We start from the raw sequence: 1,532 nt of genomic DNA on the forward strand, positions 1-1,532 counted from the left end.
GAAGACAAAAATAACCTCTTACAGACCGGCAATGCAGGTCGCATACTCCATCCACAATACAAAGAAGGGGAAACAACACCTGTATTTCTTTCCATTGACAAACTAACCAACGAGCTTGTTGCAGCCCGTGCGGATAAAATAAATATTCCGGAGGAAATAAAAGGAATAAAGCTGAATGAAAACCAACAAAAAGAACTGGCTGAAGGTCGGGCCATTTTTATGGAAGGTATGACAGCCCGAAGTGGAAATGAATTCAGCGCCTGGTTACAGGTAGATGCCGACAGGCGGGGCATTGGCTTCCGATTCGACCAACAACAGAACCAACAGCAAAATGCAAATGACCAGCGGCAGGTTCGTATTCCCAATTCCCTGCTTGGAAAGGAACTCACTGAAGAACAGCAGCAGAAACTGGAAAAGCGGGAGACCATTTATGTTTCCGGGATGAAGGACAAAGAAGGCCAGGAGTTTAATGCGTATGTAAAAATTAACGATGAAAAAGGGAAACTCGATTTTTACAAATGGAATCCTGACAAATCCCGGAGCCAAGGGGCTGAAGTTACACCTGACAAAAACAGCAAAACGCAGGTAGCTGTAAATTCAGAAGGGAAAACCAATGAAGCCACCAAAGATGTAAAAGAACCTTTAAACAAAGAGCAGGTCACCCCAACTGAGCAGCAAACAGACAAACGTAACCGCTCGAAAGCACATTCCATGTAACAAGTTCACATGTGACTGAAACGAGGCGTTCAGGAGGTGACCTGGCGCTTTCTCAAAACTCAATTTTTAACATCAAAAATCAGAAAGTCATGAATAATAGCTATCAGGAGTTGTCCTGGTTTAAACTGTCGCTTTTGCATTTTTTATATGAAAGCCATCCTGAGTTAATCGATAACAATGATTTACTCAACACACGTAGCGACCTTGCTTCCAAAACTTATTCAGAAGGCATAAAAAACGGACACACACAGCAAGAGGCTGAAGAATTGGCGCTCAAAGACCTTTACCGGGGTCTTCACTTTTCCAAACACGATACATTGGTTACCATCCTTTGGAATGAATTCTCCAGGGAAATACCAATGGGACAGGCGAAAGAGTTTGCCATCAAACTGCTTCCCGAAGTAGAGGGTATTTTTTCAAAATACAAGTTGAACGACGAGTTTGTATTTAGCCCGGAGTTTAACGGTTTATATACCGAGTTGACCGGGGAACTTTCAATCTGGGTGGAAGAACATGAGCTTCAATAAAGAGAAACACCTTCGGGCAAATATTGAAGCAATAAAACTTGCTTTTCAGCTTGAACGGGAAAATCGAAACCCGACAAACGAAGAACAGGAAGCCCTGAAACAATATTCCGGTTTCGGGGCTTTAAAATGTATTCTTAATCCGGCAGAAAGTTTATCAGATATAGCTCATTGGCCAAACTCAGAAGTCGGGTTGTTTCCTCTGGTGACCGAACTGCATGATGTATTGAAAAGCAATTCCCAATCGGAACAGCAGTACAAACAGTATGTTGGAAGCCTTAAAAATTCCAT

General features: G+C 42.5%; 3 protein-coding genes. All 3 read left to right on the forward strand.

Going from position 1 to position 1,532, the window contains the following annotated elements:
• Positions 1–717: DUF3945 domain-containing protein (locus tag K5G00_RS29280; RefSeq protein WP_238770160.1), on the forward strand; the 717-nt coding region annotated here is incomplete at its 5' end.
• 89 nt (positions 718–806) lie between these two features.
• Positions 807–1,244 carry a DUF1896 family protein gene (locus K5G00_RS29285; protein ID WP_238770162.1) on the forward strand — a complete coding sequence of 146 codons (438 nt, stop codon included), beginning with the start codon at positions 807–809 and terminating at the stop codon, positions 1,242–1,244.
• A partial coding sequence (locus K5G00_RS29290) for a hypothetical protein (protein ID WP_449566829.1) occupies positions 1,231–1,532 on the forward strand: 302 nt, incomplete at its 3' end. The genes K5G00_RS29285 and K5G00_RS29290, both read left to right, overlap by 14 nt.

This window comes from Maribellus maritimus, assembly GCF_022267315.1.
Lineage (GTDB): Bacteria > Bacteroidota > Bacteroidia > Bacteroidales > Prolixibacteraceae > Draconibacterium > Draconibacterium maritimum.

Bases quoted from the DNA above. Each gene is read 5' to 3' on its own strand.
- K5G00_RS29285 (WP_238770162.1), top strand. From the start codon at position 807: ATGAATAATAGCTATCAGGAGTTGTCCTGGTTTAAACTGTCGCTTTTG.